Source organism: Hymenobacter profundi, from assembly GCF_019334315.1.
Classification (GTDB): domain Bacteria; phylum Bacteroidota; class Bacteroidia; order Cytophagales; family Hymenobacteraceae; genus Hymenobacter; species Hymenobacter profundi.
In genome coordinates, this window is the sequence record NZ_JAHWGL010000073.1 from 1 (window position 1) to 20,694 (window position 20,694).

Genomic DNA, 20,694 nt, shown 5'->3' on the forward strand with positions numbered 1-20,694 from the left:
ACGTGACCGCCACCGTGCAAGGCTTGGATTTCCACGCTTAATTCAGTTGCGAGTGAGAATATATCTGTCATCCTGAGCTTGCGAAGGACCTTATCACGGCAGAACGACTAGCGTAGCAACGACTCGTTCCACTGCAATAAGGTCCTTCGCTGCACTCAGGATGACAGATATATTCTCACTCGCAACTGACCACAACCTACACCTGATTACTCATCCAATGGACTCTTCCCATGCTGCTTACACGCCCCCTAAACCAGCCCCTCCAACGGCGGGTATGGCGTGGTGGCGTCGTCTGGCACTAGGTGCACTGGCAGCCGGCGCGCTCCTGCTGATTCTGCACTTTTCCGCAACCTATTTTGCTCAGCAGTCGGTGTGGACGTTTCTGAGCACATCCAAAACGTTCTACATTTTCGTTGCCATCGGCTTCGGAGCACAGCTGATTGATGGGCTACTGGGTATGGGCTACGGCGTGGTTACGGCCATTAGCCTGATGTCGATGAACCTGAATCCGGCTGCCGTGAGTGCCAGCATTCACACGGCCGAAATGTTTGCCAGCGGCGCTTCGGGCTTCAGCCACTACAAAGCAGGCAACGTCAACCGCCGCCTATTCAAAGCTCTGCTAATTCCTGGCATTCTAGGCTCGGTGAGCGGGGCACTGCTGCTCACGTATTTTGGAGAGCATTATGCCAACTGGATCAAACCGGTGTTAGCGGTATACCTGCTGCTATTGGGCATTCGCATTATCAGCAAAGCCTTCAAACAGGCCGCCGACCGCCGCAAAAAAGTGAAGCATGCAGGCTGGCTGGCCGGCGCCGGCGGCTTCCTCGACTCGTTTGGTGGTGGCGGCTGGGGACCACTAGTTACTAGCACGCTCATCGCCAACGGCCGTACGCCCCAGTATGTCATTGGCTCAGTAAGCCTTACCGAGTTCTTTGTAACCTTTGCCAGTGCCCTCACCTTTTTTGCTACTCTAGGCGTCACACATTGGCAGATTGTGCTGGGCCTGATCGTAGGCGGCGTTTCGGCAGCACCCTTCGCGGCCCGGCTGGCCGGCCGTATTCCCATCCGCGGCATGTTTATCGGGGTAGGGCTGATGGTAATTTTCTGGAGCCTCTGGACTCTGCGGAAGCTGGTATTTTAGAAATGGTGAAGTGGTGAGTTTGTGAAGTTGAGAAGTTGAAATAAAAGAGCTTCTGTCATTCTGAGCTTGCGAAGGACCTTGTTACGTGTGAACGAGTCGTTGTTACGATGGTCGTTTAACTGGCAGAAGGTCCTTCGCAAGCTCAGGATGACAGAAGCTCTTTTATTTCAACTTCTCAACTTCACAAACTCACCACTTCACCTTTTTCATCTTGGCCGACGATTAGCATAAAACTGCTCGTCGCTATAAGAAGGCTGATCGTAGAAATTGCTGCTGGTATGCTGCGGCAACCCCAGCTTCAGACTACGCAGCATAGCTTCTTCATACTCCCGCGTAATCTGAATTTCGGTATAAGGAGGATATTCCAGCACCGTTTCTATGGTGAGCGATGGCACGAACACATTATCGGCGTCCTCATCAATAGCTGCTACCCCAATGGGTAGCAAAATGTGCCGCTCCCATTTATTGACCTGCAACGAGGCATCCAACTCCACATCGAGGTAGCGCACCTTCAGGGTTTCCACCTCCACAATTAACTCGTACACGTCGCCAAACTTTTTGCCGTCGCCACCGCGTACCGACCATCCGCGCACGTCGGGGTTGCCGTCGGCCACCTCAAACTCGGTTAGGTCGCGCAGACGGCGTAGGTGCATGTGCTGGCCCGAGGGCACGGGCGTAGAGGTAGTTTCCATCTCGGATGTTTCGTTTAGTTGCTTCGGCCTACGAGGTGGGTCCGTTCATCGTTTTCATGAGCTGGGCGGCGTGCCGGAAAAAATTCTGCACCCACTCGCGCTCCTGCGCCGTGCCAGTGCGGCCGCTGAACTGGCTGGCTTGTAGGCCGAGGTCGTTAGCAGCAAACTCTTCGTCGGGGTAGGCTTTTTGTTGCATAGCTTTCAACAGCGAGGCCACCGCCAGAAAACCAGGGCGCAGGCTGGTGCCCTCTTCGTCAATGCGAGCTGTGGCGCTGGTCAACTGGTCACGCTGCTCGTTCACGTTTGGGTCACGAAATTCGGTGCGGTCGGCCATGCGCACCAGCGCTGCCGTGAACATGCGCAGACCCTCCCGGGCATATTCCGGTTGCGCAGGGTCGGTAGCGGCGTAGGCTTCCAGCTCGTCGGGGGTAGGCGGCAATTCGGTGGCAGCCATATCGGCTACGGCCTGCTCATCGGAGGCTGGCATAGCTCTGCTAGCGTTCAGGTCGGCGGGGGTAGAAGCTCCGTCACTAACTACTGGTGGCGCTGGAGTTGCCTCCGTGTCGTTCCGAAAAATAAAGTAGCCAGCCACGGCCAGCGCCAGCGCTACCAAAATAACCAATAGCCATGGGCTGGGAGAAGACTTCTTGCGTTGGATATTGATTTCAGCCATGAGAGCGAATAAAAGTGAGCACGCACTGAAGTACGCATACCGGCAAAAATGGGTACTATCCATACACCTTACTCTACCGTTTCTCGCCTACGCTTGTACAATGGGTAGCGGGATAAAATAGGTAACAGCGAGTATATCTACTGCACAGCCTGAAATGACGCTCCAGTTGGTATACCACTGTGCGTATATTGTTTTGGTTGCGACAACGGCGCAACAAGCGGCCTTCTGCCGCTATCCGTCTGAAACATTCTGTGACGAGGTAGGGCGTGACAGTCAGGCTAGCATTATACAATAACCAAGCCTTCAAGGTGGAATATTACGAAAGAGCTACACTGCTTCGCGGTGATACATTTTCGCTAATTGCGCTACCGCATAATCAACCTCCTCAGGTGTATTGTACTTGCTCATAGAGAAGCGAATGGCGCCGCGGTTCGGGTCGCAGTTCATAGCCGTGAGTACGTGTGAACCCGCATTGGCCCCGCTAGTACACGCCGAGCCACCCGATACCGACACACGGTTGATGTCGAGGTTGAACAGCAACATCTCGTTTAGTTCGGACGGTGGCAAGCTCACGTTCAGCACTGTATACAGGCTTCTGTCGGCTTCTGCGGAGTGGCCGTTGAACTGCACGTCATCAATCCCCGCCCGTAGCTTTTCGATAAACCGATCTTTCAGGCCTTGGATATGCTGATGGTGCGCAGCCATGTCACGGTAGGCAATTTCCAATGCTTTAGCTAGCCCCACAATACCATACACATTCTCAGTACCGGCCCGCACGTTCCGCTCCTGCGAGCCCCCATGGATAAGCGGCCTCACCTGCAACTCCGGATTGCGGTATACAAACCCTACCCCTTTCGGCCCATGAAACTTATGGGCTGACCCAACTAGAAAATGGGGCTTTAGCTGCTGCACATCGTGGCGGTAGTGCCCCATGGTTTGCACCGTATCGGTATGAAATACAGCTTGGTGCTGCCGGCAGATATCGGAAATAGCCTGCACGTCATTAAGATTGCCTACCTCATTGTTGCCGTGCATCAGACTGACCAGGGCGCGGGGCTGCCCGGCCAACAGCTCTTCCAAATGCGCCAGATTCAACGTACCTAGTGCGTCGTGCTGCACGTAGTGGAGCGTAATGGCGCCTGATTTTTCCAGTGCTTGCAACGGATGCAACACCGCATGATGTTCCAACGGCGACGTAATAGCCCGCGTTAGCCCCAGCGTTTGGATGCTGCCGAAGATGGCATAATTATCTGCCTCGGTGCCTCCTGAGGTAAACGTAATTTCAGCAGGCGCAGCATTGATCAGGTGCGCAATAGTCTTGCGAGCATTTTCTAGCACTGCCCGCACCTTGCGCCCATGACTATGAATGCTGCTGGGGTTGCCGTAAAACTCACGCATAAATGGCAGCATTGCTTCCAGCACCTCGGGGTCGAGCGGCGTAGTAGCAGCATTATCGAAATAAACGGTGGTAGGGGTAGCAGAAGCAAGCGCCATAGTAGCAGAGGGGTTACGTAAGGACTACACGTAGCACGTGTAGCCGCAACGGGTATATAAAAATAAAGGATTCCGGCGTGGGTCCCGGAATCCTTCACTCACACAGCCACACAATTAGCTGTTACTGTAGCATGCCAGCAGGCGGTACAACAACAAAACAAACAAGTGACTTGCATATGGTTTCGGGAAAAACTACGCCTTTTGAGAAATAATCTCCTTAATGTCGCCAATAATTTTATTGGCCAAGTGGTCAGCAGTGGCGTTCGATTCCGATTCGGCGTAGATGCGGATAATCGGCTCGGTATTCGATTTGCGTAGGTGTACCCACTCTTTATCAAACTCGATTTTCACTCCGTCAATCGTGTTGATAGGATGCTTGGCGTAACGCTCCTGCATCTGCACCAGCACTTGGTCGGTATCGATATCAGGCGTTAGCTCGATCTTATTTTTCGAAATGAAGTAATTGGGATAAGACGCCCGCAGCCGGGTCATCGTCATTTCTGTTTTAGCCAAGTGCGTCAGGAAAAGCGCAATGCCTACCAACGCATCGCGACCGTAGTGTAGCTCGGGTAGGATGATCCCCCCGTTGCCCTCGCCGCCAATCAGCGCGTTGGTTTCCTTCATCTTGTTCACCACGTTCACCTCACCTACGGCAGCAGCGGCGTAGGTACCGCCGTGTTTCTCGGTCACATCGCGCAGGGCACGGGTGCTACTCAGATTGCTCACCGTATTGCCACCGCCATTTTCTTTCAGCAAATAATCGGCTACGGCAACTAGTGTATACTCTTCGCCAAACATCTCGCCGTTTTCGCACACCAATGCTAGCCGATCTACATCGGGGTCAACCACAATGCCCAAGTCGAAGCCGCCGCGCGACAGCACTTTGGCTATATCACGCAGGTTTTCAGGTAGGGGCTCTGGGTTGTGCGCAAAATCGCCGGTAGGTTCGCAGAATAGCTTTTCTACTTTCTCTACCCCCAGCGCTTCCAGCAGTTGCGGCACGGCAATACCGCCCGTTGAGTTCACGGCATCTACTACCACCCGGAAGTTTTTCGCACGGATTGCTTCTACGTCTACCTGCGGCAGAGCCAGTACGGCATCAATGTGCGTTTGCAGGAAGGTATCGTCGGTGCTGTAGTTACCAAGTTTAGTGACAGGCGCAAAGTCAAACGCTTCCATGTCAGCTAGGGCCAATACCTGCTGCCCTTCTGTATCCGAAATGAATTCGCCTTTTTGATTTAATAGCTTCAGCGCATTCCACTGCTTAGGGTTATGCGAAGCGGTGAGAATGATACCGCCTCCAGCTTGTTTGGCCGGCACGGCCATTTCAACGGTAGGCGTTGTGCTCAGCCCCAGATCTAATACATCAATACCCAGTCCTTGGAGAGTAGCAGCTACCAGTTTGCTCACTATATCGCCTGACAAGCGAGCATCGCGGCCAATTACAATAGTAGTCTGAGAAGAGTTAGCCAGCATCCAGGTGCCAAAAGCAGCGGCGTATTTCACTACGTCAATGGGTGTCAAGCCTTCACCGGGAGCACCGCCAATAGTGCCGCGAATGCCTGAAATAGATTTGATAAGTGCCACGAGTACGGGTTCGTTTTTAAAGTGCGCAAAAGTAGAAAATAGTGGCTGCTTTCCCTAAAGTACTTGCGTGATGTGCCAGGTTGCATTCGGCGTAATCAGCACATATAAATAGAGTCGCCGTCTACCCCTTATACGGCAACGAAGCAGAATGTCTTTGTATATTTGGCTGAATGGATACTACTTCTTCCTCTGCTCGTGCGGCCCAACTAGCTGCTTTCGGCCGTTTACTCGATGTGCTTGACCGCTTGCGTGCCGAGTGCCCGTGGGACCGTAAGCAAACGATGCAAACGCTACGGCACCTAACAATAGAAGAAACTTACGAGCTGAGCGACGCCATTCTACGCAACGACCTCCCCGACGTGCGCAAAGAGTTAGGCGACGTCATGCTTCACTTACTCTTTTATGCCAAAATAGCTTCCGAAACGAGTCAGTTTGACATTGCTGATGTCCTGAATGCCCAATGCGAAAAACTTATTTTCCGTCATCCGCATATCTATGGTGACACTAAGGCCGACACGGAGGAGGACGTGAAGCGCAACTGGGAGCAGCTGAAATTGAAGGAAAAAGGCAATACGTCGGTACTAGGCGGCGTTCCCGTATCTCTTCCTGCTTTGGTAAAGGCCATGCGCATCCAGGAAAAAGCGCGCGGCGCTGGCTTCGACTGGGAGCGGCCTGAGCAGGTTTGGGAGAAGGTTCAGGAAGAATTGCGGGAGTTCGGCGAAGAATATTCGGCCATTGACACCATAGATACAGCTCGCCAGGAGCGTGCTGCTCAAGAGTTTGGCGACCTACTGTTCTCCTTGGTCAACTTTGCCCGCTTCGCCGGCATAAACCCTGAAGAGGCTCTTGAACGTACCAACCGGAAATTCATCCAGCGCTTCCAGTTTCTGGAATCGGCGGCAGCTCACGATGGGCATCAGCTAGCTGATTTGACCCTACCTGAAATGGACGTGTATTGGGAGACAGCTAAAAAAGCTCTATCTTTTGCTGCTGATTCCACAAACCAGGAATAGATTTTTTTAAGCCTCAAGCCTTTTCAGACCGTTTAAACGCATTTTTCTTTTGGCTACCTATTCCTTTTTCATTAGGTTTGCCAAGGCTATGTTGCCCTTGTAAGAAGGAAACTACGTGCGAATAACAGCTCTACTTCTTTCCGTCAATTTTTGAGCCAACACTTAGATGAACGACACTTTTAACTATATTTTTTTTAACTGACCCAAACGTTTTACATTTTCAACCTTTCACCAACCTCCCCTAATTTTCCGGAACAATGGAACAAAAGAATGCCACGAACAAGAACGTGCGGCCTGCCGCTCCCGCTGCCCCCAAGGGTGAAGCAAAAGGCGGCTCTGCGTTCGCCGCCATCGTTATTCCGCTGGCTTTTGTAGTTGCTGTCATTATTTACAAATTCGTCTTCGGTAACCCGTCCAACTTCCAAGGCGGCAACAACGAGAACCTACCCTTGCCCGGTAACTACATGGGCACCATATACGCCGGTGGTATTATTGTACCGGTGCTGCTGACGCTGCTCATTTTGGTTATCACCTTCTCGATTGAGCGTTTCCTGACCATTGGCAAAGCCAAAGGCTCCAAGAGCATCGAAAGCTTTGTGCGTTCGATCCGCCAGAAGCTGAACGTGAATGACATCGCAGGTGCTATTGCCGTGTGCGACCAGCAGAAAGGCTCGGTAGCGAACGTAGTGAAGTCGGGCTTGCTGAAGTACCAGGAAATGGCCCGCGAGCGTGGCATGGACAAAGACCAGAAAATCCTGTCGATTCAGAAAGAAATCGAAGAATCGACGGCTCTGGAACTGCCTATGCTGGAGAAAAACTTGGTTATCATCTCGACCATTGCTTCGGTTGCTACCCTGGTAGGTCTGCTGGGTACGGTATTCGGTATGATTCGCGCTTTCTCGGCTCTGGCTAACGCTGGTGCTCCTGACACCGCTGCTCTCTCGACGGGTATCTCGGAAGCCTTGATCAACACGGCGCTGGGTATCGGTACCTCGGCTCTGGCCATCATTGCCTACAACTACTTCACTAGCCAAATCGACGTTCTTACTTACAGCATCGACGAAGCAGGATTCAGCATTATTCAAACGTTTGCTTCGCAACACGGCGAAACGGAAACTTATCCTGCTTAAGTTGCGGTTTACGCACTAAAGCATAGTTTCTTAACGTTTTGAATTTTGCTAACTAACACTTTCAGCAATGCCTAAAGTAAAACCTCACAGAACGTCCCCCTCGTTGGATATGACTCCGATGGTGGACTTGGCATTCCTGCTGGTGACTTTCTTCATGCTCACGGCTAAGTTTGCGCCGCAAGAAGACGTAGTAGTAGATACTCCTGCTTCCATCTCCGAGATTCGTTTGCCCGAGAGCCATGTAATGGTTATCTCCATTGACAAGGACAAGCGCGTATTTTTCGGGTTAGATGATGCGAAGGTGAAAGAGGATCTGTTGGCTACCGTAGGTGCGAAGTACAGCGTGGGTTTCACGGCAGAGCAAGCTAAACGCTTCACTGGTTTGGCGAGCTTCGGAGTACCTGTGCAGCAATTGCCTGGTCTGCTGAACCTCTCCAGTGAGGAGCGTCAGAAGGCATCGCAGCCCGGTGTTCCCATTGACTCGGTTAATAACCAGCTAATTGAATGGGTGACTGCTGCGCAGCGGGCTGAGTACAAAGCCTTTAACAAGCCCGCTTATATCGCCATTCGTGGCGATGGTGCTGCCGACGTACCCACCGTATTGAAAGTCATTAAGCTTCTGCAGGATAAGGATATCAACACTTTCAATCTGATTACCGACTTGGAAGGTAAGCCGGTAGCTGGAAACTAACCGACCTTAGAAACATGGCAGAAATACAACAAAAAGCCGACTCCGGTGGCGGAGGTAAGAAGCGGGCCAAAAAAATGTCGACTAAAATCGATATGACCCCTATGGTAGATTTGGCCTTCCTGCTACTTACCTTCTTCATGCTCACCTCTACGTTCAGCAAGCCTACCGTCATGGAGCTGAACATGCCTGCAAAGATCAGAGATGAGCGAGAGAAAACGGAACTGAAAGCGTCCAATGCTTTCACTGTTCTTCTCGGTGGGGACAACAAGATCTACTATTATGATGGCCTGCTAGATAACAATGTGAAGCCGGACTTGAAGTCTTCGGATTTCAGTGCTGATGGCATCCGCAAGGTATTGTTCGAGCGTAAGCAGCGTAATCCGAATGTAGTGGTGATGATTAAGCCAGATGATACCTCCACGTATAAAAACATGGTGGATATTCTGGATGAAATGAACATCACGGGACAGAAAAAATATGCCCTGATGGAGATTTCGACGAATGATCAGGACTTAATTAAAGGCTCAGGGCTATGATGGATAACGCACAACTGGCCAAGGCTTCTCTCAACGACATCGTTTTTGAGGGTCGCAACAAGGCTTATGGAGCCTATGTGCTCCGCGGCTTGTATAACAAGCACGTTACCCGGGCGCTGTTGATTGCCGTTGCTTTCTTTGCTTTTGCCGTGAGTATTCCGACAATTGCGAATCTGCTAAAGCCTGAAGAGGAAGTAGTGGAAGCACCGAAAAATCTACAGACCGTAGAGTTGATGGCGCCGCCACCACTTAATCCGGCTACACCGCCACCGCCACCGCCACCACCGCCACCACCTCAGGCGCCACCACCACCGCCACCAGTCGTTTCGACGATCAAGTTTACGCCTCCCGTGGTAAAACGCGACGAGGAAGTACGCAAGGTGGAAGAAGTGCCAGACGTTGATAAGCTGTCGACGACAACCATTTCGACGGAAACGGTCAAAGGCACCACAGACGTACCGCCACCACCAGACCTGAACGGTATTGAAGGTGGTACTGGCAAAGAGCCAGTGAAAGAGGTAATTGATACCAAGGTATACAACTACGTGGAGCAGATGCCAGAGCCTCCAGGCGGTATGGGCGCTCTGCTGCAATACATCGGGAAAAACATTAAGTATCCCGCTATGGCATTGCGCAACCAGGTAGAAGGCAAAGTATTCGTGAACTTCGTAGTAGGTCCGGACGGCTCTATTTCTGGGGTTAAAATCCAAAAAGGTATTGGTGCCGGTTGCGACGAAGAAGCAATGCGGGTTATCAAAGGCCTACCGAAATGGACTCCAGGTAAACAGAACGGTCGGAACGTAAGCGTATCGTTTACTGTACCAGTAACCTTCGCTATCAAGTAAGCTTCAACAGCTTCAGGTAGAAATAGAAAACCCGAACTGAGCATTGCTCGGTTCGGGTTTTCTATTTCTACCTGAAGCTGTTTTGACAATCTGTACAAATTCCTTTTGTATGTTACTCTTTCAAAAAAATGCAAAGCTTATATATACAATTTCTCAGATAGCTACCGTTGAGGAGATGAAAGCAGAGCACTACTAGCAATTGGCTGTAACCTGCTTGGGTAATGCGCATTACGGACACGGTTTTCACCATTTAACCCCTCTGCCCATGAATACCCTACATCTCCCTACCGCTACCCTCGATGATATTGTCTTCGAAGGCCGTAACAAAGCTTATGGTGCTTTTGTGCTTCGGCGGCTGTATCATCAGCACCTGACGCGGGCCGCCCTTATTGCCTTCTCACTGTTCTTATTGCTGGTGAGCGTTCCGCTACTGGTAAATAAGATATGGCCCACCACCATTGCGACTATCCTCCCCCCTGCCCTGGAGGATGGAGGGCTGAAACTAGTAGATGTGGTTTTGCCACCGCCAGCAGAGCAGATTGAAGCAACGGTAGCGCCCCCTGCGCCGGTAGTAGTAACACCTATACAAGAAGAGGTACCTACCCACGTAGTGCCCGACGAACAGGCGAAAATAGGGCCTATAAAAGCAACGCCGCCTACTACGCTTAACGACGGTATACTTGGTGATGTTGAACGTGTAGGTGAAATAGGGGGTAGTGCCGCAGGTAAGATAGGAGCTACTGGTAACGCTACTACTGGCGTCAGCGACTCCGGCACCACCGTGGCCGCACCACCGGCCCAACCCTTTATACACGCGGAGGTAATGCCTGAATTTGCTGGTGGGCCTGATGCTTTGCGGAAGTTTATGCAGAAGAATCTGCATTACCCTACCCAAGCGTTATCAAACAATGTTGCCGGCAAGGTGTACGTATCGTTTGTGGTGAATACGGATGGTTCTATCACGAACGTAGAGATTGTGAAAGGCCTAGGCTACGGAACAGACGAGGAGGCGATGCGCGTCATACGCAAGATGCCAGCTTGGACGCCCGGCCGTCAGAACAGCCATACAGTACCCGTGCGGTATACCATGCCCATTACTTTTCGATACGAGTAATCATATTTTCCTATATACTAGCGGTCAGAAACAGTCAACGGGGTTTCCGTTGACTGTTTTTTGGTTTTAGTTGCCGTTCCCAAAAGGAGCTGACGCGCACAAAACGAACAAAATCCCTTCCTTTTAACGTTAAAAAAATAAAAACTCCTTTCGCTTACATCTTTTAAATATGCATCGCCCTACCACGGAAGAGCGGCTGGGCCGCTCCACTTCTTCGTCTTCTCTCACCCGATACTTTTTATTGCTCATGGCCGTTATTTACTTCGGCCTTGGTGTTTACTTGGTTGCAGCACCTAATGGCGCCTTCAATCTGCCATTAGGACCGCGCCGAATATTGGGGGGAGTATTCATATTTTACGGAATTATTAGATTTGTCCGGATTTATCGTCAGCACTTTCAAAAAACCTATGATAATGATGCGCGCTAGCCGTTGGGTGCTGGGGGGAATAGTAGCTCTGGCTGGTTTGGCAGCGAGTTGCAACCGACCTAATGAGAAGGGCGAACTGGAGGTGAACGATACGCCTACCTCTGGCAAGCTCACCATTAGTGTAGATGAAACGTTTCAGCCTATTATGAAGGCCGAGACCGACACGTTTCAGGAACTCTACCAGTATGCTAAAATTACCTCGAGCTATAAGCCTGAACAAGATGCAGTAGAGGACCTACTAGCTAACCGCTCGCGGGTGGTAGTACTATCGCGTGAGCTGACAGCTGACGAGCGTGCTACCTTGAATAAAGACAAGATCGTTCCGGAGGTTGTACGGGTAGGAACCGATGGCTTGGCCATTATTCTGCACCCATCTAACCCAGATACGCTGCTAACCATGGATCAGCTGCGGGACATATTCACGGGCAAAACCACACGTTGGGACCAGATAAGCGGTAAAAAAACGTTGAGTGATATCAACGTGGTTTTTGATGCTAACCGCTCGAGTACCACCCGCTTTGTACAGGATTCCATCACCCGCGGCGCGGCACTGACTTCGAAGATTTATGCTTCTAAATCGAACCCTGCCCTGATTGACTACGTTGCTAGTCATCCAAACGCAATCGGCGTAATAGGCGCTAATTGGATCAGCGACCGGGATGATAAAACTGTAGAAAACTTTTTAGATAAGATTCGAGTAGCCGCCATCGCCCCCAAAGCGTCGGCCAACCCAGATGACTATCTTCAGCCCTACCAAGCTTACTTAGCACTGAAAACGTATCCGTTGCGCCGCAATTTGTATGTTATCAGCCGCGATGCCCGCACAGGCCTAGGCAAAGGCTTGGTTGCTTTTGTAGCAGGTTCTAAAGGTCAGCTCATTATCTTGAAATCAGGATTAGTGCCGGCCATTGGACAAACTCGAATTGTAAATACCGCAGCTCAATAGCTGCGTATCCTTCGCCCTTTCACCAAATTTTTGATTTATGACTCTCAAGCCCTGGAAGCTTTCTCTTCTCGCTGCTTTGTCGGTATATGGCTCTTCTGCTGTTGCCCAAAATGTGCAGAGCGCGCAGAAAGCCATTGAACTTGAGCGCTACGGACAGGCTCGTGCCGATCTGTTGCGCCAGCCACAGTCTCCTGAAGCAAATTACGAGCTTGGTCGTTTGTACCAGTTCCGCGATATGCCAGACTCGGCGGCTTATTATTTCAACAAAGGCGCCAACGACCCCAAATCTGCACTATCGATGGTAGCTGCTGGTCGGGCCGCATTGGCACAAGGCAAGACCACGGAAGCGGAGGCGCGTTTCGACGAAGCCGTTAAGAAAACCAAGGGCAAGGATGCTGATATCCTCACCAAAATTGCCCAGGCCTACGCTGAGTCGGACGAGAAGAACATCACCAAGGCGCTGACTTATGTGGAAGCTGCGCACAAAGCCAACAAAGAAAAGGATACGCCCGCGTTGATGGTAGCCCGTGGTGATATCTACCTGAAAACGGCTGAAGGTGGTGGTAACGCATCGGGTAGCTATGCTCGTGCGCTTCTAGCCGACCCTAACAACGTACAGGCTTACTACCGTCAAGGTCAGTTGAACGTACGCGCCCGGAACTATAACGAAGCCCGTACGGCCTTCGAAAAGGCTATCAGCCTCGATCCGAACTACGCTCCTGCTTACCGCGATCTGGCCGAGACGTATTATTACGCTGGTCAGTATGATCTGGCTTTGCAGACGTTCCAGAAGTATATCGATCGGGCTGAGCGGACGCCTCAAACTAACGCAACGTATGCTGCTTTCTTGTTTCTGACCAAGAAGTATCCGGAAACTGTTACGGAAGCCCAGAAAGTATTGGCGGTTGACCCCAAGAATGTGGCTATGAACCGCCTAGTTGCTTACTCGCTCTACGAGGATAAGAAGAACGAGGAGGCCATGGCAGCCATGCAGAAATACATGTCGCTGGTGCCGGCTAACAAGCTGATTGCTGATGACTATGTATATCTGGGCAAAATGCAGGTAGCCGCAAATAAATTTGATGAGGGTATTGCCTCCATCAAAAAGGGTATCGAAATGGACCCTCAGAAAGCCGGTGACCTACAAAATGACTTGGCCCAGGCCTACCTGACCAAGAAGGATTACCCAATGGCAGTGGCTACCTATAAGACCAAAATTGCCAACCAAATTAAGGCAAATGGTAGCGCTGAGCTAACGGACCAAATCCGTTTGGCTAATGCATATGAGTACAACAAGCAGTATGCAGAAGCTGATAGCCTCTACGCTGGCGTGTTAACTGCCCGCCCTGAGTACGCTGCTGGTTATTTGATGCGGGCTCGCGTGAACTCTAACCTTGACCCTAACTCCACAGAAGGCAAGGCCAAGCCGCATTACGAGAAGTTCTTGGAGATGATGAAGGCAAATCCTGAAGATGCTGCTCGTTACAAGAACGAAGTGTTGACGGCGAACAAATATCTGGGTTATTATTACTACCAGAAGGGCGACAAAGCCGCTTCCCTACCATACTGGCAGGCAGCTCTAGCCATCGACCCGAACGACAACCAAGCCAAGACTGCTGTAAACAGCATCTCGGGCGCTAAGACTGCTCGTAAATAGCATACAGGTTGTAATACCAAACAGCCCGCTGTCAAAAATGACAGCGGGCTGTTTTGCTTTAATACCAAGTTGTCTATTCTTCGGTAACGTACTCTTCCCACGCGGCCAGCACATTAGCAAAATCGGTAGGCAGCTCTACTTCAAACTGCATGGGAGCTCCTGAAACGGGATGCACAAAACCCAGTGATTTAGCGTGTAAAGCCTGCCGTGGCATCAAGGTGAAAGCCTTTTCGACAAACGCTTTGTACGCTCCTGTACGTTGACCATAAAGCACCTTATCACCGCTATAGGTGGCATCTGAAAACAGCGGGTGACCAATATGTTTCATATGCGCTCGAATCTGGTGCGTGCGGCCTGTTTCGAGGTTGCATTGCAGCAGGGCTACGTGTCGGTAAGTGCGCAATACCTTATAATGCGTCACGGCATGTTTGCCTTGGTCGCCGTCGGGGTACACAGCCTGCACCTTGCGGTCTTTCAGGCTGCGGCCTATATGTCCCGTAATCGTTCCTTCTGGCTCTTTAGGTATACCCCACACCAACGCCAAATACGTGCGCTCGATGGTATGGTGAAAGAATTGCTGCGACAAGTGTGTCATGGCCCATTCAGACTTACCAACCACTAGCAACCCGGATGTATCCTTATCGATGCGATGCACTAGGCCTGGTCGGATTTCGCCGTTGCGCCCAGTAGGTAAGTTGTGCAGATGGTAGGCCAAGCCATTGACTAGCGTTCCGTTCCAATTACCGAAAGCTGGGTGCACCACCATCCCGGCTGGCTTGTTTACCAATAGTAGCGACTCATCCTCGTAGCGAATATCCAGCTCCATGGACTCGGGCACCACCTTGAACTCGCGAGGCGGTTCGGGGAGCGTCACGGTCACCACATCTAGCGGTTTTACGCGATAATTGGCTTTGGCCGGCTTGTCATTCACCTGCACTGCTTCTGCCTTAATCGCATTCTGAATGCGGGTACGCGACGTACTGGGTAGGCGATTGAGCAGAAACTTATCTAGCCGCAACAGCTCCTGCCCTTTGTCGGCCCGGATGCGGTGGTGTTCGTAAAGTTCATCTCCACCTTCGTCCTCATCAGGCGGAATGGGTAGGGCATCATCTGGCAAGGGTAGCATAACACAAAGGTAGGGGCATATAACAGAAAAGCCGGAACCTGTGGGTTCCGGCTTTTCTGTTATATGGGTAAGCTAACTATTTCTTCTTTTTGCCCGAAGAGGCAGGCGTTGCAGCAGGCTTAGACGCAGCGGGTGCTGGGGTAGCGGCTGCAGTAGGTGCAGCGCCCGGAGCAGGCGGCGTGATGCCCATTTTCTTCAACACCAAATCCGAGATATTACCTTCTTCAGGACCATGCAACAGTACAGGGCTGTCGCCGTCTGAGTTCAGCACATAGGTGTAACCGCTTTCTTTAGCGACATCGTCGATAGCCTTTTGCAGCTTGTCGAGAGCGGGCTTTAGCAAGGTCTGCTGACGCTGCTGCAAGCTCTGGTCGGCATTGCGCTGAAACTCTTGGATAGACTGCTGTATATTTTGCAGCTCTTTTTCTTTGTCAGCACGCACCACATCAGACATAGCGCTAGCACCTTTCTGATACGCCTCGCCTTTCGTTTGATACTCAGTGTATTTCGTTTTCAACTGCGCTTCCAACTGCGAGCTATAAGTCTTCAGCTGTGACTCAATCTGCTTGCTTTCGGGCATCTGGGCTAGCACATACGATACACTGGTGTAGCCGATCTTTAGCGGGGCCTGAGCCAACGCGGAAGTAGCCGTAGCAAAAGTGAGCACAACGGCAGCCAGGGCGAGGCGGATTTTGTTCATGGTGATCATTAAAAGGGAAAATTCAGTGATTGAGTAGGGCAAAGGTAAGGATTTCAATTTTTTAGCTACGGTCGGCGTGTTGGCACAGTCCGGGTAGGAGCTGCTTGTGGTGTACCAGGCTCGGCATCGGCGCTATTAGCAGGCGTTTGCGGTGGCTCTACGGTACGCGTAGCACCCGACTGCGCTGGCTGATTGCGGTCCGCAGAAGCCAAACCCAATTCCTCCAAAACAAATTCCGTATAGTCGTGCACCGGATTGGTATATAGCATGGTTAGGTCACCGGATTTGTCGAAGATAATAGCCAACTGCTTTTTCTTCGCCACTTTTTCCACCGCCTCAAACACTTGGTCCTGCACAGGGCGAGTTAGCTCCTGCCGCTTTTTGAACAGTTGGCCCTCGTAACCAAATATCTTGTTTTGGTAAGCCCGAACGTCCTGCTCCTTTTTAGTAATCTCGTCTTGACGCTTCTTCTTCTGCGTTTCCGTTAGTAGAACTTCTTCGGCGCGGTACGTTCGATACATCTTATCCAGGTCCTGCTTCTGCACTTCGATATCCTTCTGCCAATTCTGCGACAAGGTGTTCAGCTCCTGCTGCGCCTGAGCATAAGCCGGCATCTTACCCATTACAAATTCTGAGTCGACGTAGCCAAACTTTTGCGCCAGTGCGGTCGGCGCCAGTAATATCACCAACGTCAGCACCGACAAACTATACCGAAGTGCTTTCATGCGAACTAAGATGATTAACGAATCTGCTGACCAATGATGAAGTGAAAGCGGCCCTTCGGACCTGTGCCAGGATTCGTTACAGTAGCTGGTACCGTATCAAAGCCGTAGCCATAGTCAAACCCAAGCAAGCCAAACGCCGACATGAATACGCGGGCGCCTATGCCCGCCGAACGATACAGCTTGTAAGGGTTGTACTGCGAGTAGGTGTTGAACGCATTGCCAGCCTCTGCAAAGCCCAGAACATAAACCGTAGCGGCCGGGTTCAACGACACAGGGTAACGCATTTCCATCACAAACTTATTGTAGGCAATACCGCCGTTATCTGCCGTTTGTGCGGTCGGAATAGCTTCCTGATCATTCGGGTCGGCGTAGCCGCGCAAACCGATGTATTCAGTACCTACAATAAAGTTGGAAGCACCACCGTAGCCCAGGCCCGATCCACCTAGTTTGAAGCGCTCAAACGGCCCCAACGTACGGTTGCCATTATAAGCACCCAAGAAACCGAAGTGGGCGCGGGAGTTCAATACTAGCTTGCCTACCAGCGGCGTGAACCACGAGGCATCGAACATCCACTTATGGTATTCCAGCCACTGCGTGGAGTTAGGATGAGCTCCTGGGAATAACGAGTAAGGCGGTGTCAGCGACAACGACAACGACAGCGAAGAGCCCCGACGGGTAAAGGTAGGATTGTCGATGCTGTTACGAGCCAATGTAGTATTGAACACAAAGTTGTTTGCGTCGCCTGTGGTTAGCTCCGACACCGCGCTGTTCCGGATGTTCAGCGGATAGTTCTGAAACTTATACTGCGTTATCGATACCGAATTGCTGAGCGTGAAGTAATCATCGGGGAAACGAAGGCGCCGGCCTAGAGCCACAGTTGCGCTGTTCGATTTGATGAACTGGCCGGTCGTAGGGTCGAAGCTGGTTCCGAAGCGCGAAATTGTTTTGTTCAAACTAAAGGAGAACGAATTGGGCTTGCGGCCACCCAGCCACGGCTCTGTAAAGGAGAACGAGTAAGCTTGGTATTGCAAACCGTTGGCTTGCACGTTCAGGGCCAAACGCTGTCCGTCGCCAGCAGGCACAGGGCGCCAGTTGCTAAGCGTACCAGCTTTGCGGAGCGAGAAGTTGTTGAAGACTAAACCTACCGTACCGATGAAGCCTGCATAACCACCCCAGCCACCCGAAAGCGTAATCTGGTCGGAAGGTTTCTCTTCCACCGTATAGTTAATGTCTACAGTACCATCAGCTTGGTTTGGCACAGGGTTCATCCCTACCTTCTCCGGGTCGAAATAGCCCAGTCCCGATAGGCGCTGCTGCGTACGAATCAGCAACTCCCGATTGAACTTGTCGCCTGGCAGCGTCTGAATCTCGCGCCGAATTACGTGGTCACTAGTTTTCGTGTTGCCCGCAATATTGATGTCCTTCACCCGTGCTTGCACACCTTCGTTGATGCGCATCTCAATATCAATTGAATCGCCTTCAACCTTGGTTTCTACCGGTTCGATACTGAAGAACAAATAGCCATCGTTCATATAGAGCGACGTGATATCCTGACCAGTCGGGTTGTAGTTCAAGCGTTTGTCCAGCGTTTCTTTGCTATACGCGCTACCCTCTTTGATACCTAACACTGAGGCTAAGGTCTTGTCGTCGTAGAGATAGTTACCGCTCCACGTGATATTACGGAAGTAGTATTTTGGTCCTTCATCCACCGTGATGCGCAGCGCCAGACCATCATCTTTGCGGATTAGCGTGTCCGAAACGATGATAGCATCGCGGTATCCCTGGGCATTGTAAAAGTCGAGCAGTTTTTGCTTGTCCTCCTCATATTCAGCTCGCTGAAATTTCCCGGAGGTCAACAGCTTATACGGCTTCTTCTCTTTCGTCTTCTTGAGCTTGCCTTTCAGCTTCCTATCGGAAAAGGCCTCATTGCCTTCAAAAGCAATATCACGCACCCGGATCTTGTCGCCTTTATCTACATTAATCACCAGCACAACGCTGTTCGACAAGGCCGAATCGGGCCGCTGCGTGATGTTCACTTTCACATCGAGGAAGCTCTTGTTGGTGTAGAACTTCTTTACCTGCGTGCGCGTGTTGTTGAGCAAGGCATCCGTTACCACCTTACCCCGAATCAGCTTGATTTTATTCTTTAGCTCATCTGCTTGGCCTTTGCTGATACCTGTGAATTCAAAGCGCGACAAACGCGGCCGCTCCTTCAGGTTGAAATCCAGGAAGATTTTGTTCCCCTGAATTTTTGTGGTTGATACGCTCACGTCGCCCAAAATGCCCTGGTCCCACAGCTTACGAATTGCCTTACCGATTTCTTCACCAGGAATAGAAATTGGGTCACCAATTTTTAAACCTGTTAGCGCAATCAGCGTATTATTATCCAAGTAGCGCGCACCGCTTACTGTAATGCCGCCTAGCACGTAGTGTTCTGCCCCATCGTTAGGAGGTGCAGTTTGTGCCTGCGTAGGAGCGCTGCTTATGGCACCGCCGAGTAACACTAATAGCGCAGCTAGCCAGCGAAGCTGGTTGAAAAAAGAGGTCATTCGAAGAAATTACGAAACGGTTAACTGCTCACTGGTTTTCCCAAAACGCCGTTCCCGGCGTTGATATTCGCGGATGGCTTCATAAAAATGTTCCCTCCGAAAGTCTGGCCAGAGCAAATCAGTTATATATAATTCAGTATAAGCAAGTTGCCAGAGCAAAAAGTTACTGATACGCTGCTCACCACTCGTCCTGATCAATAATTCCGGATCAGGCATTGCAGCCGTGCTGAGGTAACTAGCAATAGTGTGCTCTGTTACCTCATCTGCTCGCAGCTTGCCGGCTGCTACATCCGCACCCAAACGGCGTGTAGCCTGTACCAAATCCCACCGGCCACTGTAGCTCAGCGCCAGTACCAATGTGGTACGTTCCCCTTTTTGCGTTAGCTCAATGGCTTCTGCTAATTCTCTTTGGCAGCTGGCAGGCAAGCTGTCCAACTGACCAATTGCTTGTAATTTTACCCCGTTTTTCAACAGGGTAGGTGTTTCTTGCCGTATAGTATGCACTAGCAACTGCATCAGTGCCGTGACTTCGTGCGCCGGGCGTGCCCAGTTTTCAGTGGAAAACGCATAAAGGGTCAGGAATCGTATGCCCAGCTCTGCGGCGGCTTCCACCGTTTCGCGCACAGCCGTAATGGCGCTTTGATGCCCAAAGATGCGTAAGCCACCTTTTTTCTTGGCCCAGCGGCCATTGCCATCCATGATAACGGCAACGTGCGCGGGTAATTTCTGAAGGTCAATTTCGGACCGAGCGGCCATTGTTGTTCTTTGCGTATAGGAGGCTGCAAGTTACGCAAATGGTTGCATACCCTCCCCTCACAATTGGCTGCTCAGTTCTGTCCGCTAATTATTTCTTTATTGTCCTTCAGGACAGCGGATTTTGTAGAAGGTGTAAGAGATACTAATACCGTTGTAAAAATACCAATCTTGCGTGTGTCTGTTAATCAATAAGTCGCGCTCAGAACTTGTATTGAGCTGCGTATTTTTTGTGCTTAAATGGTCAAGATTATCAGTAAAAGTCTTGCGGGCACCAACCTCCGCACCAAGGTTCCAGCGCGGCGAAATAGCATACTTTACTCCTACCCCCGCTGGGATAGCAAAGCCCAGCATTGCTCCACTCCTATCAATTACTCCTGCCAACGATGCATTGGCTGTACTGATGCGCGTATTGGCGTAAAATCCAGCTATGCCCGCAAATACATAGGGGGTAAAATGTATTTTATCTTTTCGGTCGTGATAATCGAAGAAATTATATTCTATCACAGCAGATGCCTCCAGCAGTCCACCTTTTAGCCCAGCCTGCCGGTAGGCAGGCAAAGGGAGTGGTGCATCATTATTGCCTTTTTGGTTGATATCGTCGGCACGCAGCATACCATAGGTAAGCCCCCCACGTAATGTAACGGGGTTTGTAATATCCTTCCGGTAAAAGGCAGTCACGGCTGGCCGATTATTGCGAAACTGGTACGATGGTGCTATTTCACCGCGATACACAGCACCACCAACGCCAATACCTAATTCACTGGTATTTTGAGCTGCGGCGGTGCCAGCAAAAAAAACGCTCCCCGCCGGTATACCACAGGCAAGGAGCGTTTTGAAGAGTTGCGATTTAAACATTAGACAGGCTATGGTCGAGGGTAGCCAGCCTACGTTA

Annotated in this window: 19 protein-coding genes; 9 read left to right on the forward strand and 10 right to left on the reverse strand. The window is 51.0% G+C overall.

Annotated elements, in window-relative coordinates; genetic code table 11:
- Positions 1–217 precede the first annotated feature (217 nt).
- Complete coding sequence (locus KYK14_RS15540) at positions 218–1,141, forward strand: sulfite exporter TauE/SafE family protein (protein ID WP_219160088.1); 924 nt, start codon at positions 218–220, stop codon at positions 1,139–1,141.
- Between the two features lie 206 nt (positions 1,142–1,347).
- On the opposite strand, the gene KYK14_RS15545 is transcribed toward KYK14_RS15540, so the two are convergent.
- The 4 genes from KYK14_RS15545 to glmM all read right to left on the reverse strand — a co-directional run bounded on the left by KYK14_RS15545 (position 1,348) and on the right by glmM (position 5,587).
- Positions 1,348–1,833, reverse strand: a complete 486-nt coding sequence (locus tag KYK14_RS15545) for a PRC-barrel domain-containing protein (RefSeq protein ID WP_219160090.1) — start codon at positions 1,831–1,833, stop codon at positions 1,348–1,350.
- 28 nt (positions 1,834–1,861) lie between these two features.
- Entirely contained in the window at positions 1,862–2,506 is a 645-nt protein-coding gene (locus tag KYK14_RS15550; protein ID WP_219160092.1) for a hypothetical protein, read from the reverse strand.
- Between the two features lie 327 nt (positions 2,507–2,833).
- Complete coding sequence (locus KYK14_RS15555; RefSeq protein WP_219160094.1) at positions 2,834–4,000, reverse strand: cysteine desulfurase family protein; 1,167 nt, start codon at positions 3,998–4,000, stop codon at positions 2,834–2,836.
- Positions 4,001–4,192: 192 nt separating this feature from the next.
- The gene (gene glmM, locus KYK14_RS15560; protein ID WP_185282307.1) at positions 4,193–5,587 is read right to left on the reverse strand and encodes a phosphoglucosamine mutase; all 1,395 of its coding nucleotides are present in this window, start codon (positions 5,585–5,587) and stop codon (positions 4,193–4,195) included.
- A gap of 170 nt (positions 5,588–5,757) precedes the next feature.
- Here glmM and mazG point away from each other — a divergent pair, with 170 nt between their 5' ends.
- The 8 genes from mazG to KYK14_RS15600 all read left to right on the forward strand — a co-directional run bounded on the left by mazG (position 5,758) and on the right by KYK14_RS15600 (position 13,946).
- Complete coding sequence (gene mazG, locus KYK14_RS15565; RefSeq protein WP_219160096.1) at positions 5,758–6,600, forward strand: nucleoside triphosphate pyrophosphohydrolase; 843 nt, start codon at positions 5,758–5,760, stop codon at positions 6,598–6,600.
- Between the two features lie 257 nt (positions 6,601–6,857).
- Positions 6,858–7,730 carry a MotA/TolQ/ExbB proton channel family protein gene (locus KYK14_RS15570; protein ID WP_185282305.1) on the forward strand — a complete coding sequence of 291 codons (873 nt, stop codon included), beginning with the start codon at positions 6,858–6,860 and terminating at the stop codon, positions 7,728–7,730.
- A gap of 67 nt (positions 7,731–7,797) precedes the next feature.
- Positions 7,798–8,421 carry an ExbD/TolR family protein gene (locus KYK14_RS15575; RefSeq protein ID WP_185282304.1) on the forward strand — a complete coding sequence of 208 codons (624 nt, stop codon included), beginning with the start codon at positions 7,798–7,800 and terminating at the stop codon, positions 8,419–8,421.
- Positions 8,422–8,435: 14 nt separating this feature from the next.
- On the forward strand, positions 8,436–8,957 hold the full coding sequence (locus KYK14_RS15580) for an ExbD/TolR family protein (protein ID WP_185282303.1): 522 nt from the start codon (positions 8,436–8,438) through the stop codon (positions 8,955–8,957).
- Positions 8,954–9,802 carry an energy transducer TonB gene (locus KYK14_RS15585; protein WP_243900176.1) on the forward strand — a complete coding sequence of 283 codons (849 nt, stop codon included), beginning with the start codon at positions 8,954–8,956 and terminating at the stop codon, positions 9,800–9,802. Before KYK14_RS15580 ends, KYK14_RS15585 begins: the two co-directional genes overlap by 4 nt.
- Positions 9,803–10,067: 265 nt before the next feature.
- A complete protein-coding gene (locus KYK14_RS15590; RefSeq protein ID WP_219160098.1) occupies positions 10,068–10,916 on the forward strand; it encodes an energy transducer TonB in 849 nt (282 codons plus the stop codon).
- Positions 10,917–11,287: 371 nt separating this feature from the next.
- Positions 11,288–12,289 carry a PstS family phosphate ABC transporter substrate-binding protein gene (locus tag KYK14_RS15595; RefSeq protein WP_246601877.1) on the forward strand — a complete coding sequence of 334 codons (1,002 nt, stop codon included), beginning with the start codon at positions 11,288–11,290 and terminating at the stop codon, positions 12,287–12,289.
- 37 nt (positions 12,290–12,326) lie between these two features.
- A complete protein-coding gene (locus tag KYK14_RS15600; protein ID WP_185282301.1) occupies positions 12,327–13,946 on the forward strand; it encodes a tetratricopeptide repeat protein in 1,620 nt (539 codons plus the stop codon).
- Positions 13,947–14,019: 73 nt separating this feature from the next.
- On the opposite strand, the gene KYK14_RS15605 is transcribed toward KYK14_RS15600, so the two are convergent.
- From KYK14_RS15605 to porG, 6 genes are all read right to left on the reverse strand, one after another.
- Entirely contained in the window at positions 14,020–15,072 is a 1,053-nt protein-coding gene (locus KYK14_RS15605) for an RluA family pseudouridine synthase (protein WP_219160100.1), read from the reverse strand.
- Positions 15,073–15,148: 76 nt separating this feature from the next.
- Positions 15,149–15,772, reverse strand: a complete 624-nt coding sequence (locus KYK14_RS15610) for an OmpH/Skp family outer membrane protein (protein WP_185282299.1) — start codon at positions 15,770–15,772, stop codon at positions 15,149–15,151.
- Positions 15,773–15,837: 65 nt separating this feature from the next.
- On the reverse strand, positions 15,838–16,497 hold the full coding sequence (locus KYK14_RS15615; protein ID WP_185282298.1) for an OmpH/Skp family outer membrane protein: 660 nt from the start codon (positions 16,495–16,497) through the stop codon (positions 15,838–15,840).
- A gap of 14 nt (positions 16,498–16,511) precedes the next feature.
- Positions 16,512–19,046 carry an outer membrane protein assembly factor BamA gene (gene bamA / locus KYK14_RS15620; protein WP_208308950.1) on the reverse strand — a complete coding sequence of 845 codons (2,535 nt, stop codon included), beginning with the start codon at positions 19,044–19,046 and terminating at the stop codon, positions 16,512–16,514.
- 9 nt (positions 19,047–19,055) lie between these two features.
- Positions 19,056–19,802 carry an undecaprenyl pyrophosphate synthase gene (gene uppS / locus KYK14_RS15625; protein ID WP_219160102.1) on the reverse strand — a complete coding sequence of 249 codons (747 nt, stop codon included), beginning with the start codon at positions 19,800–19,802 and terminating at the stop codon, positions 19,056–19,058.
- Between the two features lie 96 nt (positions 19,803–19,898).
- The gene (porG, locus tag KYK14_RS15630) at positions 19,899–20,657 is read right to left on the reverse strand and encodes a type IX secretion system protein PorG (protein ID WP_219160104.1); all 759 of its coding nucleotides are present in this window, start codon (positions 20,655–20,657) and stop codon (positions 19,899–19,901) included.
- Positions 20,658–20,694: the final 37 nt, after the last annotated feature.